The sequence below is a fragment of the Pseudomonas sp. GL-B-19 genome (assembly GCF_019956415.1).
In the GTDB taxonomy this organism is placed as follows: domain Bacteria; phylum Pseudomonadota; class Gammaproteobacteria; order Pseudomonadales; family Pseudomonadaceae; genus Aquipseudomonas.
The window spans coordinates 155850-170086 of record NZ_JAHBDK010000108.1; the positions used below are offsets into that span (position 1 = coordinate 155850).

Annotated in this window: 13 protein-coding genes; 6 read left to right on the forward strand and 7 right to left on the reverse strand. The window is 59.8% G+C overall.

The genetic code is table 11. From position 1 onward, the window contains the following. Positions 1-98: 98 nt before the first annotated feature. Entirely contained in the window at positions 99-428 is a 330-nt protein-coding gene (locus KGB06_RS29715) for a DUF1820 family protein (protein ID WP_007894425.1), read from the forward strand. 140 nt (positions 429-568) lie between these two features. Here KGB06_RS29715 and KGB06_RS29720 read toward each other — a convergent pair whose 3' ends face one another. From KGB06_RS29720 to KGB06_RS29735, 4 genes are all read right to left on the reverse strand, one after another. Then, positions 569-1123 (reverse strand): tetratricopeptide repeat protein, encoded by a 555-nt coding sequence (locus KGB06_RS29720; protein WP_223521990.1) that lies wholly within the window; start codon positions 1121-1123, stop codon positions 569-571. Positions 1124-1347: 224 nt separating this feature from the next. Then, positions 1348-2631 carry a glutamate-1-semialdehyde 2,1-aminomutase gene (gene hemL / locus KGB06_RS29725; RefSeq protein WP_223521991.1) on the reverse strand — a complete coding sequence of 428 codons (1284 nt, stop codon included), beginning with the start codon at positions 2629-2631 and terminating at the stop codon, positions 1348-1350. Positions 2632-2646: 15 nt separating this feature from the next. Then, the gene (gene thiE, locus KGB06_RS29730) at positions 2647-3270 is read right to left on the reverse strand and encodes a thiamine phosphate synthase (protein WP_223521992.1); all 624 of its coding nucleotides are present in this window, start codon (positions 3268-3270) and stop codon (positions 2647-2649) included. A 32-nt stretch (positions 3271-3302) separates the two neighbouring features. Further along, on the reverse strand, positions 3303-4100 hold the full coding sequence (locus KGB06_RS29735; RefSeq protein WP_223521993.1) for a hydroxymethylpyrimidine/phosphomethylpyrimidine kinase: 798 nt from the start codon (positions 4098-4100) through the stop codon (positions 3303-3305). Positions 4101-4417: 317 nt separating this feature from the next. On the opposite strand from KGB06_RS29735, the gene KGB06_RS29740 reads away from it, so the two are divergent. From KGB06_RS29740 to KGB06_RS29755, 4 genes are all read left to right on the forward strand, one after another. Beyond that, a complete protein-coding gene (locus KGB06_RS29740) occupies positions 4418-6781 on the forward strand; it encodes a hybrid sensor histidine kinase/response regulator (protein WP_223521994.1) in 2364 nt (787 codons plus the stop codon). Positions 6782-6877: 96 nt separating this feature from the next. Beyond that, positions 6878-8524 carry an acyl-CoA dehydrogenase family protein gene (locus KGB06_RS29745; protein ID WP_223521996.1) on the forward strand — a complete coding sequence of 549 codons (1647 nt, stop codon included), beginning with the start codon at positions 6878-6880 and terminating at the stop codon, positions 8522-8524. A 176-nt stretch (positions 8525-8700) separates the two neighbouring features. After that, positions 8701-10200, forward strand: coding sequence for an AMP nucleosidase (gene amn, locus KGB06_RS29750; RefSeq protein ID WP_223521998.1), 1500 nt, complete (start codon positions 8701-8703; stop codon positions 10198-10200). A gap of 71 nt (positions 10201-10271) precedes the next feature. Next, entirely contained in the window at positions 10272-10913 is a 642-nt protein-coding gene (locus tag KGB06_RS29755) for a pseudouridine synthase (protein WP_223522000.1), read from the forward strand. On the opposite strand, the gene KGB06_RS29760 is transcribed toward KGB06_RS29755, so the two are convergent. After that, entirely contained in the window at positions 10908-11117 is a 210-nt protein-coding gene (locus tag KGB06_RS29760; protein ID WP_223522002.1) for a DUF2788 domain-containing protein, read from the reverse strand. The two genes, KGB06_RS29755 and KGB06_RS29760, sit on opposite strands and share 6 nt — an antisense overlap. Before the next feature lie 225 nt (positions 11118-11342). Then, positions 11343-11822: an Lrp/AsnC family transcriptional regulator gene (locus KGB06_RS29765; RefSeq protein WP_007937367.1), complete on the reverse strand. Its 480-nt coding sequence runs from the start codon at positions 11820-11822 to the stop codon at positions 11343-11345. A 436-nt stretch (positions 11823-12258) separates the two neighbouring features. Between KGB06_RS29765 and KGB06_RS29770 the strand changes: the two genes are divergently transcribed. Beyond that, positions 12259-13329 carry a DUF6515 family protein gene (locus KGB06_RS29770; RefSeq protein ID WP_223522004.1) on the forward strand — a complete coding sequence of 357 codons (1071 nt, stop codon included), beginning with the start codon at positions 12259-12261 and terminating at the stop codon, positions 13327-13329. Here the strand turns inward: KGB06_RS29770 and KGB06_RS29775 are convergent. Further along, the gene (locus KGB06_RS29775) at positions 13314-14219 is read right to left on the reverse strand and encodes a cation diffusion facilitator family transporter (protein WP_223522006.1); all 906 of its coding nucleotides are present in this window, start codon (positions 14217-14219) and stop codon (positions 13314-13316) included. The two genes, KGB06_RS29770 and KGB06_RS29775, sit on opposite strands and share 16 nt — an antisense overlap. Positions 14220-14237 lie beyond the last annotated feature (18 nt).

A 14237-nucleotide genomic window follows, 5' to 3' on the forward strand; every position in this document is an offset into this window, starting at 1 on the left:
TATAGGGAACATGTCCCAAGGTTCCTACCGTTGTGCGTCCGGTGGCTATGCTATAGTTCGCGCCCTCATTTTTATCCCAAATGTGTTGCTCGCCCACCATGACCAAACGTGAAGCTCCAATCTACAAGGTGATTTTCCTCAACCAGGGCCAGGTGTACGAAATGTATGCCAAGCAGATCTATCAAAGTGATCTGTGGGGCTTTCTGGAAGTGGAAGAGTTCGTCTTTGGCGAGCGCACGCAAGTGGTCGTCGATCCGAGCGAAGAAAAGCTCAAGGCTCAGTTTGAAGGCGTGGTGCGCAGTTTTGTGCCGATGCATTCGATTGTGCGCATCGACGAGGTAGAGCGTCTGGGCACACCGAAAATCAGCGAAGCCCGTGGCGCGGTCGGCAATGTCATGCCGTTTCCGATGCCGATGCCTGAGAAGTAAGCTTCAAGACCGAGTTGCTCCAATCGCGAGCAGGCTCGCTCCCACAATTGATCTCCTGTGAACACAACATTTGTTAACACTGGAGTTTCATTGTGGGAGCGAGCCTGCTCGCGATGGGGCCAGTCAGATCAATACAGAAATCAGGGAAGCGGCGAGAAAGGCGTACGCCCATCCGCGCTCTGCAATTCCATCAGATATTTACGAAAGATTTGCCCCAGCACTTGGGTAGCCACTTCAAGTTCTTCGCGCGGCATTTTCTCGGTGACTTCGTCGGCGGTGTCCAGTGCATCTTCAGCGCCGTTGACCGCAGCCATTTTCAGCAGAATGTAAGCCTGAACGTTATTGGCCTGAACGCCTTCGCCTCGGAAAAACATGGTGCCCAGTTTGAATTGCGCCTGGGCGTGGCCTTGCAGTGAGGCCTTTTCGAAATAGCTGAGGGCTTTATTGAGGTCGCGCGGCGTGTTTTTGCCGTTGTAGTAGAACTCACCCAACTCGTATTGCGCTTGCGCATCCCCTTCATCCGACGCTTTCTGGCAGGCGGCGAGCGCTTGCGTCAGGTCTTGCGGCTGAGTATTGAGGGTGCAGCGACCCATCGCTGGGATTAACAACGAGTTGCCGCCTGCTTGTGCGAGCGCGAGCAGGGGCTGAAGGAGCAACAGGCAGCCCAATGAAAGGGCGCGGCCGGTGCGGTTCATGAGAATCGACTTACCTCTGAAGGGCGCGCGGACCCATCGAGGGATCCAATAAGCGCGCATTATGAAATAAGCAGGGCCAACCTTACAAAGTCTTTACTCGTTTTTCTGCTGCGCGGGGAATATATCGCCCAATTTGCGGGAGATTATTAGCAGTAGCGTAGGAAGAACGGTGCGGATGTAGGTAAAAGCTGACGCTGGCAGTCGCCAACGTCAGCGGTAAGGCGTTATTTCAATGCGGCGAATGCACGCTCAGCGGCATCCAGCGTCAGTTTCAACTCGACTTCGCCATGGGCGATCGAGGTGAAGCCGGCTTCGAAAGCGCTCGGCGCCAGGTACACCCCGCCATCGAGCATCAAGTGGAAGAAGCGACCGAACAGGGCCGCGTCGCTGGCCATCACGTCATCGAAGGTCACGATGTCGTCAGCGCCACTGAAGTACAGACCGAACATGCCGCCGGCCTGCGTGGTCACGAATGGAATACCCGCGGCATCGGCGCGCTGTTGCAGGCCGTCGAGCAGGCGGCTGGTGTAGTCGCTCAGTTCGGCATGGAAGCCCGGACGGCTGATCAGGCGCAGGGTGGTCAGGCCGGCGGCCATGGCCAGCGGGTTACCCGACAACGTGCCCGCCTGGTACACCGGGCCCAGTGGCGCGATGTGCGACATGATTTCGCGTTTGCCGCCGAAGCAGCCGACTGGCATGCCGCCGCCGATGATCTTGCCAAACGTGCTCAGGTCCGGCGTCACGCCGAAGTGTGCCTGGGCACCGCCAAGGGCAACGCGGAAACCGGTCATCACTTCGTCGAAAATCAGTACCACGCCATGTTTGTCGCACAGGGTCCGCAGGCCTTCGAGGAAGCCCGGTGCCGGCGGTACGCAGTTCATGTTGCCGGCAACCGGCTCGACGATGATGCACGCCACGTCCTGGCCGACTTCGGCGAGCATGGCTTCTACCGCGTCAATGTCATTGAACGGCAGGGTCAGGGTGTGTTTGGCGAAGTCCGCCGGCACGCCGGCCGAGCTCGGTACGCCTTGGGTCAATGCGCCGGAACCGGCCTTGACCAGCAGGCTGTCGGAGTGACCGTGGTAGCAGCCTTCAAACTTGATGATGTTGTCGCGGCCAGTGAAACCACGGGCCAGGCGGATCGCGCTCATGGTCGCTTCAGTGCCGGAACTGACCATGCGCACCATTTCCATCGACGGCACGATCGAGCAGACCAGGTCGGCCATCTCGGTTTCCATCGCGGTCGGGGCGCCGTAGGACAACCCGTGTTCCAGCTGTTTACGCACCGCGTCCAGCACGTCCGGATGGCTGTGGCCGAGGATCATCGGGCCCCATGAACCCACGTAATCGACATAACGCTTGTCGTCTTCGTCGGTGACGTAGGCGCCTTCAGCGTGTTTGAAAAACAGCGGGGTGCCACCCACGCTTTTGAACGCGCGAACAGGCGAGTTCACGCCCCCGGGAATGTGTTTCTGGGCATTGGCAAACAGGGTTTCGGAACGAGACATGGTCGGGCTCTCAAATCAGATTTTAAGTAATTCATTAAAGGCGCGGGCGCGGCGTGTCACTTCAGCCGGGCTCTCGGCGCCAAACAGACCGTGGACGACCGCCAGCAGATCAACCCCATGGGCCACCAGTGGCGCGGCGTTTTCCAGGGTGATGCCGCCAATCGCGCAAATCGGCAGGTGCAGTGTGCGGCGGGCCTGGTCGAGCAGTTCGAGGCTGCAAGTGGGGGCGCCGGGTTTGGTGTTGGAGTTGAAGAAACGACCGAAGGCGACATAACTGGCGCCTTCCTTCGCGGCTTGTTCGGCGAGTTCGAGTTGCGCGTGGCAGGTCGAACCGATGATGGCTTTGGAGCCGAGCAGAGCGCGGGTCGGCGACAACGGACCATCGGTCTGGCCCAGGTGCACGCCGACGTTCAGGCGTGCGGCCAGTTCGGCATCGTCATTGATGATCAGCTGGGTTTTATAGCGGTCGCACAGATCGCGCAAGGCTTCGGCCTCGCGCAGGCGTCGGGCCTCGTCGCTGCTCTTGTCGCGGTACTGCAGCAGGGTGACGCCGCCTTCCAGCGCCGCCTCCACGTACTCAAGCAGTTTACCGGCCAGCAACTGTCTGTCGGTAATAGCGTACAGGCCACGTAGTTTCATCGAACAAGCCTCACCGCATGACTAATAGAAAGTTACGAACAGAAATCCAGCGGCAGGCGGCGCGGCACGAACTGGCCTTTGCCCAATTGCTCCGCATCACGCAGGGTTCGCCATGTGTAGTTAAGCGCGGTCTGCACGGCGCTAACGAGGTTTTCACCTTGGGCCAGACGACCGGCCAGGGCGCTGGCCAATGTGCAACCGGAACCGTGATAACTGCCGGGCAAGCGCTGGCAGGTGAAGGTTTCGCGGTGGCCGTCGCGGCTGTACAGGCGATTGTGTATTTCGTGTTCGTCGCCATGGCCGCCGGTGATCAGCAGGTGTTTGACGAATGGCAGCAGTTTTTCGGCGCACTCGTCGGCGGTGCCTTCGGGCAGTTCGGCGAGGATGCGCGCTTCGGGAAGGTTAGGGGTGGCAATGATCGAAAGTGGCAGCAGGCGTTCGCGCATGGCATAGCCGACTTCGTCCTTGCCCAGTCGTCCGCCACCGCCGGCGCGCAGCACCGGGTCGCAGACCACTGGCAGGTGTGGGTGCGCCAAGAGCAGTTCGACTACCGTGTCGACCATCTCCAGGGAACCGAGCATGCCCAGTTTGACCGCGGCGACTTCGGAATCGTTGAGTACGGCATTGGCCTGGGCCAACACCCACTCACGGTCGAGGACGCGAAAGTCAGTGACGTTGACCGTGTCTTGCACGGTCAGGGCGGTGACGGCCGGGGCCGCATGACAACCCTGAGCGAGCAGGGCTTCGATATCTGCCTGCAAGCCGGCGCCACCACTTGGGTCGTGGCCGGAGAGACAGAGGACAACGGGGCGAGAGCTGTAGATATTCATGGTGCGCGAGCTTACCACCAGTCGACCAACGAGTCATGAGACGGACCGGCCGACGCAGGCTTCGCCAGTTGCTACAGGAATGCGGTAGGCAGCAGCGTCATTCTCTCACTCTGACCGGGCAAACAGCTCTATATCAATGGTTGCCGCTGGAACGCCCGTTCTAGAGCCTTGCTGTAAATATTTCAATGGTGTTCAAAGGCCATCAACGGCTATGCTAGAGTGGATCCAAACCAATAACAGGTAATGCCGGTTTTACGTCTACTCAAAAGGAATGAGGGGCTTCCTGAGATAACCGGACAGGCCACGCTGGGGCTTAAATGCGCTATTTGCTGATGTTGCTGCTTTGCTTGCCCCTCATGGCGAGCGCCGTCGAGTTCGACGAGTTCACTCAAAGCCTGCCCTTGGGCAAAAGCCTGCAAGTGTTCGAAGACGCGGGCGGTCAGGCGACCATCGCCGATGTCCGCGCGCAAGCTGCGGCTGGAAACTTCAAGACCCACGACAAAGCGACACTCAACGCCGGCTATTCGCGTTCGGCGTTCTGGCTGAAAATCGACCTGCACTATCGTCCGACCAACCCGGAGGCACAACGCACCTGGCTGCTCGAACTGGCCTATCCGCCCCTTGATCACCTCGATCTGTACTTGCCCGATGCTACCGGCAGCTATCAATTGGTGCGCCAGACCGGTGATGCCTTGCCGTTTGCCACGCGCGCGATCCGTCAGAACAACTACCTGTTCGATTTGAATTTCACGCCTGACCAGGCACAAACGGTGTACCTGCGCCTGCAAAGTGAAGGCTCGATCCAGGCGCCGGTCACCTTGTGGTCGAGCACCGCTTTCCTCGAAGAACAGCCGGTCCGGCTTTATGTGTTGGGGCTGATCTATGGCGTGTTGTTGGGGATGCTGGTTTACAACCTGTTCATCTACCTCAGCGTGCGCGACACCAGCTACCTCTATTACATCTTCTATATCGCCTCGTTCGGGTTGTATCAGCTGTCAGTCAACGGCGCGGCCGTGCAATATTTCTGGCCGAATAACCCGTGGTGGGCCAACGCAGCAACACCGTTCTTCATCGGTTGCGCCGGGCTGTTCGGCAGCCAGTTCGCCCGTAGCTTCCTGCAGACAGGGTCTTACGGGCGCTGGCTCGATCGCTTGCTGCTGGCATTGATTGCATTCGGCGCGGTGGTGATCGGGCTGTCATTGATGGCCAGTTACGCCCTGGCCTTGCGTCTGGCCACCGCATTGGCCTTGACCTTCACGGTGGTGATTTTCGCCGCCGGGTTGTTTGCCTGGTTGCGTGGCTTGCGTGTGGCGCGGTATTTCATCATTGCCTGGTCGGCGTTTTTGCTCGGCGGCATCGTCAACACGCTGATGGTGCTGGGTTACCTGCCCAACGTGTTCCTGACCATGTATTCGAGCCAGATAGGCTCAGCAATCGAAGTTGCCTTGCTGTCGCTGGCCCTGGCTGACCGAATCAACGCCATGCGCGAGCAACAAGCGCAAACGCTGTTTGATGCAGGTCAAAAACTCGAAATGCTGAACCAGCAACTGGCTCACAGTAACAAGCTCAAGGATGAATTCCTCGCCACCCTGACCCACGAATTGCGCACCCCCATGAACGGTGTGATCGGTTCGCTGGAGTTGATGCAGACCGTCGAGATGGACCCTGAACTGGAGCAATACCAGCAAACTGCCGCCGGTTCCGCGCGGGACATGATGCGCATGGTCAATGGCATCCTGACCCTGACCGAATTGCAGGCCGGCAAGCTCAAGGCCTCCCCTGCAGTGTTCAGCTTGCGGGGCGTGGTCGATGCCTTGCGCGCGCAGTTCGAGGGCAACGCATCGAGCAAATCGCTGGACTTCAAAGTTGACGTCACGCCGGGGCTGCCGGACCGCTTGCACGGTGACAGCGCCAAACTCACGCAATGCCTGGAGTGCCTGCTGGATAACGCGATCAAGTTCACTCGGGTCGGTGGGCTGGCGTTGCGGGTGACGGGCAAGCCAGTGGAAAACGGTCGGCTGTCGTTGTCGTTTGCGGTAATCGACACGGGTATCGGCTTCACCGATCTGGGGGAGGCGACGATGTATCAGCGTTTCTTCCAGCTCGACGGTTCAATGACTCGCGAATACGGCGGTTTGGGCGTGGGGCTGGCGATTTGTCGGCAACTGGTCGAACTGCTCGGTGGGCGCCTGACGCACCGCTCCGAGCCGGGCAGTGGTAGCCGCTTCCAGCTTGATGTCGACTTTGAAGTGCCGGTGGTAGAGCGACCGCCCATACCGTTGATGAGCGGCGATCTTGCGCGTTTGCGCTTGCCTCAGGATTGCAGCGTATTGCTGGTGGATGACAACAGCGTCAATCAGTTAGTGATGCGCGGTATGTTGCTTAAACTCGGGTTCCGGGTGCGTTCCGCCGACAACGGTCTGAACGCGCTCGATCAATTGCAGCGTGAAACCTTTGATGCGGTGCTGGTCGATTGTCAGTTGCCGCCTCAAGACGGCATCTCCCTGTGCTGCCAGATCCGCGCCTTGCCGGGTTGCGCCGAATTGCCGGTGTTCGTGGTGGCTCTGAGTGTTGATCGTGAACGTTGCCCGACCGCAGACTCGATCGATTACTTGAACAAACCGGTAAAATTCGAAGATTTACAGGCCGCGCTCTATCGTCGTGTGTTGTGCCCAGGCTAGGGCGAAAGCGCCGACAGTTAGGCGGATATGCCACTTTGTTCAGTCTCTGGGCAGTGCTTAACTGACTCCCTTGGCTGACCCAAAGGAGCCCCCGTCATGAACCTGCATCAGTTTGCCGAAACCCACGAAGTCACCAACCAGCCTCCGTCGCTGGACGGCACCAACCTTTATCGCATCGACTTGCCGTTGCAAGAATGGTCGCGGCGGTTCGGGGCCTGTTGGGCCGAGTCGCGGATCGACGCGTATGGCGCACTGGCAGGCGGGCCGCTGATGGAGGCCGGATTTGCGGCCAACCAAAACAAACCGGTATTCGTCAGCCATGACCGTTATGGCCACCGTATCGATTTAGTGGAGTTCCACCCGGCCTATCACCAATTGATGCGCACCGCGGTCGAGCACGGGCTGACCTCGTTGCCTTGGGCACATCCGCAGTCCGGTGCGCATGTGGCCCGAGCGTCCATGAGTTATCTGCACAGCCAGGCCGAAGCCGGAAGCGGTTGCCCATTGACCATGACCTTCGCCAGCGTTCCGGCAATGCGCCTGCAACCGGACCTGGCTGAGCAGTGGCTGCCGAAAATCCTTTCTACTGAATACGACCCGCGCAACGTCGGCATGGCGCACAAGGCCGGTGTGACCATCGGCATGGCCATGACCGAGAAGCAGGGCGGCACCGACGTGCGCGCCAACACCACCAAGGCGTATCCGATCGGCGCCAGCGGTCCGGGCCAGGCTTACGAACTGGTCGGTCACAAGTGGTTCTGCTCGGCACCGATGTGCGATGCCTTCCTGACCCTGGCGCAGACTGACAAGGGGTTGACCTGTTTCTTGCTGCCGCGCCATCGTCCCGACGACACGCGCAATCAGTTCTACATCCAGCGCCTGAAAAACAAACTCGGCAATTGCTCCAACGCCTCCAGCGAAGTGGAATTTCGTGGCGCGTTGGCGTGGATGGTCGGCGAAGAAGGGCGGGGCGTGCCAACCATCATCGAAATGGTCGCCATGACCCGCTTCGATTGCATGGTCGGTTCCAGCGCATTGATGCGCCAGGCCCTGACCCAGGCCAGCCATCACTGCGCTCACCGCTCGGTCGGCGGCAAGCTGCTCAGCGAACAGCCGTTGATGCAAAACGTGCTCGCCGATCTGGCGCTGGAAAGTGAGGCCGCCCTGGCCTTGAGCCTGCGCATGGGCAAGGCGCTGGATCATCTGGACGACAGCCATGAAGCGAAATTCGCCCGACTGGTGACGGCAGTGGGCAAATACTGGATCTGCAAACGCGCGCCCGCCATGATCAACGAAGCCGCTGAATGCATGGGCGGCGCCGGGTACGTCGAAGAAAGCATCCTGCCGCGCCTGTACCGTGAGGCACCGGTCAATTCGACATGGGAAGGTTCCGGCAACGTACAGTGCCTGGATGTGCTGCGGGCGCTGTCGAAAGAGCCAGGTGTGCTCGACGTGCTATTCAGCGAATTGGGCGATGGTCATGGTGACAAACGCCTGGCCGCGCACATCAATCAGTTGCAGGCGGCGTTCAAGGACACCAGCGACATTCAATACCGCGCGCGGCAACTCACCGAAGACATCGCCTTGGGGCTTCAGGCCAAGCTGTTGCTGGAGGCGGGGAACGCGGCGGTCAGCGATGCGTTTATCGCCAGCCGTCTTGGTTCCGCCGGTCGGGTGTATGGCGCGTTGCCGCGTGGGCTGGATGTAGAGGCGATTGTCGCCCGGTCGACTCCGCTTATGTGAACGACACAGAACCCCTGTGGGAGCGAGCCTGCTCGCGAAGGCGATTCAACTTCAACATTGATGTTGGCTGACACTCCGCCATCGCGAGCAGGCTCGCTCCCACAGGGGTAATTGTTCATCGCGATTGGCGTATGGCCAACACGCCACTGTTCCCGTGAAGCGACGATGCAGGCAAGATGAAGGTCTGCAAGTCAGAACACAGGATGCTGATCGTGACCGAAGCTTTTATTGTCGTTCAAACCGCCGAGCAAGCCGTGGACCGGCTTGCGCTCTTGCACAATCGTGCAACCACCGCGCTGAATCAGGCGCTCAAGCGTTACCTCAAGGATCGTGTCGAACCGGACGCCGAACAGCGTGCGATGTTTCGTTATCCCGAACTGCGTCTGACCTATCACTGCCAGGGCGAAGTCCCGCAGACCACGCGCGCCTATGCCAAGGTTCAACTGCCGGGGACCTACAGCGTCACCGTCACCCATCCGGCCGCTTTCCGTAAATACCTGCTGGAACAACTAGTGCCGTTGATGCACGACTTCACCGTGACCGTCGAAGTCGGCATCAGCCAGCAAAACATTCCTTATCCGTACGTGGTCGAACAGGGCGATGAACTGGCCGGCTCCGGCGTGACCGCTGCTGTGCTGGCGCGCGTGTTCCCGAGTACCGATTTGTCGGCCGCGACCGATGGCATTGCCGATGGTTTGTACGATTGGGAAAACACCGACCCGTTGCCACTGGCGCTGTTCGACGCCGCCCGGGTGGATTTCTCCCTGCGCCGACTGGTGCATTACACCGGCAGTGACTGGCGTCATGTGCAGCCATGGATTCTGCTGACCAACTACCACCGCTACGTTGACCAGTTCATCGTCCATGGCCTGGAGCAATTGCGCAGCGATCAGCGCTTCGTGCGCATGGTTCTGCCGGGCAACGTGATCATCGAAAAAAGCATGGACCACGGCGAAGCCTCGGCGATTGCCGCCGGTGTGGTCTGGCACCGCTATCAGATGCCGGCCTATCACCTGATCGCCAGCGACGGCCACGGCGTGACCCTGGTGAACATCGGCGTCGGCCCGTCCAACGCCAAAAACATCACCGACCACTTGGCCGTGCTGCGTCCGCATTGCTGGCTGATGATCGGACACTGCGGCGGCTTGCGTCAGTCGCAGACCATTGGCGACTACGTACTGGCGCACGCTTACATGCGCCGCGACGGGATTCTCGACCGGGTCGTACCGCCGAACATTCCGATTCCGGCCTTGGCTGAAGTGCAGATGGCGTTGCAGCAAGCGGCGGCCAATATCACCGGCGAAAAAGGCGATGAGCTGAAAAAACGCCTGCGCACCGGCACCGTACTGACTTACGACGACCGCAACTGGGAGCTGCGTTGGGCTCAGGAGCGTCCACTGATCAACCTGTCCCGCGCCGTGGCGGTGGACATGGAAAGCGGCACCATCGCCGCCCAAGGCTATCGTTTACGCGTTCCCTACGGCACGTTGCTGTGTGTCTCGGACAAACCGTTGCACAGTGAAATCAAGTTGCCGGGCTCGGCCAACGCTTTCTATGAGCGTGCGGTCAGCCAGCACTTGAAGATCGGCATCGAGGCAGTGGACCTGTTACGTACCGAACTCAACTCGCTGCACTCGCGCAAACTGCGCAGCTTCGACGAGCCACCGTTTCGCTAACGGTTGTCATGGTCATTTAGCGGTCAGGGCACTAGCATTAGCAGCCCTGACCGTTAGATGTTTCTTTCCCCATGTCTCGTCCCCAACGTCCCGTATCTAGTCGCCCTGGCGCAAAGCCTGCACCATCCTCCTCAGCCCCGCGCCGTGTCGCCAAAGTACCGCCGGCCGAGCCGAAGCTGATTCTGTTCAACAAACCTTTTGATGTGCTGACCCAATTCAGCGACGGCGAAGGGCGGGCGACGCTCAAGGATTACATCGACATCCCGGGGATTTACCCGGCAGGACGGCTGGACCGCGACAGTGAAGGTTTGCTTTTGCTGACCAACGACGGCCAGCTCCAGGCGCGGATTGCTGACCCGAAACACAAACTGGCCAAGACCTATTGGGTGCAGGTGGACGGCGAGCCGAGTGCCGAGCAATTGCAGCGTTTGCGTGACGGTGTCGAACTGAACGACGGCATGACCTTGCCGGCCGAAGCGCGGCAGTTGGACGAGCCTGAACTGTGGCCACGCAACCCGCCCGTGCGCTTTCGCAAAAGCGTGCCGACGAGCTGGCTGGAGCTGGTGATTCGCGAGGGGCGTAACCGTCAGGTACGGCGCATGACGGCGGCGGTCGGCTTGCCGACATTGCGTCTGGTGCGGGTCAGAATCGGCGACTGGACGATCGAAGGGCTCGATCAGGGCCAGTGGAAGGAAGTACCGGCGCGTTTATAACGTGCCGGATTCGATCAGGCCGATCACCACGCTTTTGATCACGAACGCGGCCACGCCCAGACCCAGTACAAAGAACAATATGAGCGAGCCAAAGCGCCCGGCCTTGGACTTCTTCGCCAGATCCCAGACGATGAAACCCATGAAAATGATCAGGATGCTGACAAGGCCAGTCATCATCCATTCTTCAAATACTGCAGGATCCATCGAACATCTCCAGCGTGGGCGAGACTAAAAGGCGCTGGAGTATACGCCACGGGGAATTGGCGAAGTATTGACCTGCGTCGGTGTGTCGCAGGCATTCGTCGCCTGGGCCGGCCCCTTCGCTGCGATGCGGCGACCCGACAAGCCAGCTCCTACAGAATTGGTGTCGGCCGCGAAATTGCGGTCCACACCAATTCTGTAGGAGCTGGCTTGCCAGCGAAGGCTGTTTCAGCTGCGCAAATGAGTCAACGGCAGCTCGGTACTATTGAGCACCTGGTTCAGCACAAAACTTGAACGAACGCTGGTTACCCCTTCAATCCGGGTAAGGTGCCCCAGCAGCAGTTTCTGGTAGTGATCCATATCCGGCACCACCACCTTCAGCTGATAGTCGGCATCCATCCCCGTCACCAGGCTGCACTCCAGCACCTGCGGCAACGTACGAATCGCTGCTTCGAAGTTCTCGAATCGTTCCGGTGTGTGGCGGTCCATACCGATCAGCACGTAAGCCGTCAGGCTCAAACCGAGCATCTTGCGGTCCAGCAGGGCGACCTGGCGGGAGATATAGCCGTCATCTTCCAGTTGCTTGACCCGGCGCGAGCATGGCGAGGGCGACAGGCCGATGCGTTCGGCCAATTCCTGGTTGGAGATGCGCGCGTCACGCTGCAATTCCGCCAAAATGCTCAAGTCGTATCGGTCGAGTTTGCTCATCAATCAGTCCTTTGTCTTAACTATTGCGGAAGATTATCTATCCAGGGTTAAAAATTGCGCAAGTGATGTTTAATTGAGCAATCTTCGCAATCCTCTGCCGGCGCCTCAGGCCTATTCTTATCACCAGAATCACTGCTCGGACAAACAGTCCACAGCGGCTCGCCCAACCAGGCCAGCCGCGGCCGCCACCCCCACCGGGGATGTGCCGGCCCCCGAGCTGCACACTGTCCAGAAGACGGCGTGAGGTGAGCCGACGTCATAAGCGTCGAGCACGGACGAAGTTCTCAAAGGGAGGCCGACGGGTCTCCCTTTTCTTTTGCGTGCTGTTTCTGTTCTGTCCTCAATAAATAAGTTTCGTGACTGATAACCTGTTGCAGAACCGGCCTGTGCTTTTCCAGTCTTACGTACAGGGCCCTAACCCGCAGTGAGGATAAGCATGAAGTCGCGCATCTGGCGGTTGGCCGGTGTTGGTTTGTTGTGCGTCAGTGTCACTGCGCAATCGCTGGCCGATGATCAGCAAAACCGTGGGTCCGATGGCGGCCAGCATGGGTCGGACAACCATCAGGGAAACGGTCAGGGCCATGGCGGTAATAATCAACCGCACCCGCAGAATAATGGTCAGCAGCAGAACCCGCAGCACCCGCAAAACAACGACGTCAATCGTGGCGACAACAACCGCCAGTTCGAGCACAACCGCCAGAATCAGAACAATGGCCAGTGGCAGAGCCGCCCGCAGCCTGACTTCAATAATCCGATCCGATCGCCTCCGCCCCCGCCGCAACTGCCGGCCAATGACCTGCCGATCCAGCCCCGGCCCGACACCGTGCACCAGACCCAGCCGCCGCAGCGTGGTTACTATCAGGACATGCCGCGACGCAACGACAACAACCAGCGCTGGAACGGCTATATCGGCGCTCCATCCTATGGCAATCATTATCAGGGTCGTTCCAGTGGCTACGGAAATGGCTGGGGCCCAGGCCCGCAATATCGCCCGGGACACGTGATCGACCGCTTCCCGGACCGCGAGTACCGCGTGCCTTACCGTGGCATGGATTATTTCTACTCCGGCGGTTACTGGTATCGCCCGCTGGGCCCACGCTATGTGGTGGTCGAACCACCGCACGGGATTCGCGTCAGCTATTTGCCGGATTACGCGGAGCAGGTGTTGATCGGCGGGGCGGTGCTGTTCCTGGCGGCAGGCTCGTATTACGCCTATCAGGAGAGCACCCGGGATTACGTCGTGGTCGAGCCACCGGCTGGCACCTTGCAACCGCAACAGCAGCCGCAAGTCGCCAGCAACGGATATGACGTGGAGGCGTATCCAGCCAACGGGCAGTCGGCGGAGCAGGTCAATCAGGATGGTTACGAGTGCTATCAATACGCGGTGCAGCAGAGTGGGTTCGACCCGCGAACCGCGACCTATCAACCGGACCCATCGGTGGTTCAAAACTATCGCCAGGCCCAAGGCAACTGCCTGAGCAGCCGCGGTTATCAGGTGAGTTTCTGACCCCTGGCGGCCTGCACCACTTCCTGCGGGTCGGCGTGCACCAGCACTTCGGCTCGCGGGTAGGCGGCGTGAATCGCATCGGCGGCCTGATCGCTGATGCCATGGGCGACTGACAAGGTCAAATCCCCCGGCAATTCCAGGTGCAATTGCACGAACCACTGGCTACCGGAAACCCGCGTGCGCAGATCATGCGCACCCAAAACCCCCGGCACGCTGCACGCCAGTTCAAGCATGTGCTGACTGACATCCGGTGGCAGTTCTTCATCCATCAACACCGTAAAACTTTCCCGGGCAATCTGAATCGCGCTCCAGAGAATATACGCGGCAATCCCCAGACCGAACCAAGGGTCGACCTGATGCCAGCCAAACCCGGCCAGCACCAGCGCCACGAGAATGCTGCCGTTGAGCAGCAGGTCCGAGCGGTAATGCAACGAGTCCGCGCGTACTGCGTTGGAGCCGGTGGCCTTGACGACGCGATGTTGCAACATCAGCAACGCCAGCGTCAGCGCCAGGGACAGCACAATCACGCCGATGCTGATCCACGGCGCACCCACAGGCTCCGGATGTTGCAGTCGTTCAAACGCCTGCAACGCAATCAACACCGCACTGCCACCAATGAACAACGCCTGGGCCATGCCCGCCAGCGACTCGGCCTTGCCATGCCCGTAACGGTGATCCTCATCGGCCGGGCGCAAGGCGTAATGCACCGCCAGCAGATTGAGCAGCGACGTGACGCCGTCGAGCGCCGAGTCGGTCAACCCGGCGAGCATGCTCACGGAACCGCTCAACCACCAGGCGATGGCTTTGGCGACGATCAGCGTACACGCCACCGCCACCGAGGCGCGGGTGGCCAGCCGCAGCAGGCGGGCGTGTTCGGAGCTGGAAATCATAAGTGCGGCTTTTCCTTC

Coding starts and splice junctions, on each gene's coding strand:
- KGB06_RS29715 (WP_007894425.1), top strand. CDS start 99: ATGACCAAACGTGAAGCTCCAATCTACAAGGTGATTTTCCTCAACCAG.
- KGB06_RS29720 (WP_223521990.1), bottom strand. CDS start 1,123: ATGAACCGCACCGGCCGCGCCCTTTCATTGGGCTGCCTGTTGCTCCTT.
- hemL (WP_223521991.1), bottom strand. CDS start 2,631: ATGTCTCGTTCCGAAACCCTGTTTGCCAATGCCCAGAAACACATTCCC.
- thiE (WP_223521992.1), bottom strand. CDS start 3,270: ATGAAACTACGTGGCCTGTACGCTATTACCGACAGACAGTTGCTGGCC.
- KGB06_RS29735 (WP_223521993.1), bottom strand. CDS start 4,100: ATGAATATCTACAGCTCTCGCCCCGTTGTCCTCTGTCTCTCCGGCCAC.
- KGB06_RS29740 (WP_223521994.1), top strand. CDS start 4,418: ATGCGCTATTTGCTGATGTTGCTGCTTTGCTTGCCCCTCATGGCGAGC.
- KGB06_RS29745 (WP_223521996.1), top strand. CDS start 6,878: ATGAACCTGCATCAGTTTGCCGAAACCCACGAAGTCACCAACCAGCCT.
- amn (WP_223521998.1), top strand. CDS start 8,701: ATGAAGGTCTGCAAGTCAGAACACAGGATGCTGATCGTGACCGAAGCT.
- KGB06_RS29755 (WP_223522000.1), top strand. CDS start 10,272: ATGTCTCGTCCCCAACGTCCCGTATCTAGTCGCCCTGGCGCAAAGCCT.
- KGB06_RS29760 (WP_223522002.1), bottom strand. CDS start 11,117: ATGGATCCTGCAGTATTTGAAGAATGGATGATGACTGGCCTTGTCAGC.
- KGB06_RS29765 (WP_007937367.1), bottom strand. CDS start 11,822: ATGAGCAAACTCGACCGATACGACTTGAGCATTTTGGCGGAATTGCAG.
- KGB06_RS29770 (WP_223522004.1), top strand. CDS start 12,259: ATGAAGTCGCGCATCTGGCGGTTGGCCGGTGTTGGTTTGTTGTGCGTC.
- KGB06_RS29775 (WP_223522006.1), bottom strand. CDS start 14,219: ATGATTTCCAGCTCCGAACACGCCCGCCTGCTGCGGCTGGCCACCCGC.